The sequence below is a fragment of the Clostridium sp. genome (assembly GCF_051656525.1).
Lineage (GTDB): Bacteria > Bacillota > Clostridia > Clostridiales > Clostridiaceae > Clostridium.
Genome location: NZ_JBOGCC010000344.1, coordinates 1 through 1,196 on the forward strand (window position 1 = coordinate 1; position 1,196 = coordinate 1,196).

General features: G+C 27.2%; 3 protein-coding genes. All 3 read right to left on the bottom strand.

Going from position 1 to position 1,196, the window contains the following annotated elements:
- Nucleotides 1–206, bottom strand: a 206-nt coding sequence (locus ACRDDY_RS16900; protein ID WP_438566105.1) for a hypothetical protein, incomplete at its 3' end; no start/stop codon positions are given.
- A gap of 95 nt (nucleotides 207–301) precedes the next feature.
- A complete protein-coding gene (locus ACRDDY_RS16905; protein WP_438509774.1) occupies nucleotides 302–595 on the bottom strand; it encodes a nucleotidyltransferase family protein in 294 nt (97 codons plus the stop codon).
- On the bottom strand, nucleotides 596–997 hold the full coding sequence (locus ACRDDY_RS16910) for a nucleotidyltransferase substrate binding protein (protein ID WP_438509775.1): 402 nt from the start codon (nucleotides 995–997) through the stop codon (nucleotides 596–598).
- Nucleotides 998–1,196: the final 199 nt, after the last annotated feature.

Below are 1,196 nucleotides of genomic sequence, written 5' to 3' on the forward strand. Positions count from 1 at the left end.
TCTCCGCCTTGAAGCACTACAGTATTTTTATTTTCTTTTTTTATAGAGTCAACTATAGTTTTAGCTCTAGCAACTCCTCCTCTTTCACCATGCTTATCTACAACTGGATAAATCACATGAGAGTCGTTAAAATATAGTAATGTAGCCTTTTCTTGAGCAGCAACCAATGACGAAATAAGTAAAAAACTAAGTAATAATTTTTTCAAAATACACCCTCCAATAAAATAATTAAATTTAAATCTGAAGTATTATATCATATATACTAACTATAAAGCAAAAAGCTGTAGATTTCTCCACAGCTTTAACTATTAACTATTATGCCTTCGTTATCTATATTCTCTTTAAAATCCTGATTGCTTATAGATATATAATTTACAACATCTACAGTATATATTATACTACTCTCCTCAAAATAATCTCTTATTTTATACATAATTTTATCTACATCACCTTTTATTGCAATATCTATATCTGAAACTTTATTATAATCTCCTCTTGCTCTAGATCCAAATATTACAATCTCATCTATCTCAGGAAATAGATAATATAAAGCTTTTATCTCATCTAACTCTCTTTCCTTCAAACCAAACTTCATTTAAAAGTTCATCTCCTTTAAATAGTGAAATAACAACTCTAATTCTTTAAAATATTTTTTTGTTATTCTTAAATATATATCATCTGCCATTGATTGACTATAAATATGTGATGTTAAATTTCTATCATCTATCATCTCTATCCAAATCTCACCATTTTTTATAATTCCAGCTTTATATGCCTCTCTTACAACACTTTTTGGTGTATTCACACAATCTATTCCTTCATTCATTAAATATGTTTTTAATATCTTCCAAGATAACTCTAACGTGAATTCAAATCTTTGAATTACCCCATCCTTTAGTGTTGACAATTCTATTTTTTTACTATCTTTTATGGCTTCATCTAATCTTGAAACAGCGTTCTCTAAATCTTTAATTTTTTCACTCCATCTCTTTCCCATAAAAACATCACCCTATTCTAACTTTTTTATATATTGTATCACATCTATCTAGCTTAAGCAAAAAAGCTGTAGATTTCTCCACAGCTTTAATATTTTTTACTTATTTTTTATATCCTCAATAGTTATTGATCTTATATTTGTAGCTCTTCCCTCTTTTGGTAAATCTATTTTTCCTTCATTTATAAGTTCAACTGCAATA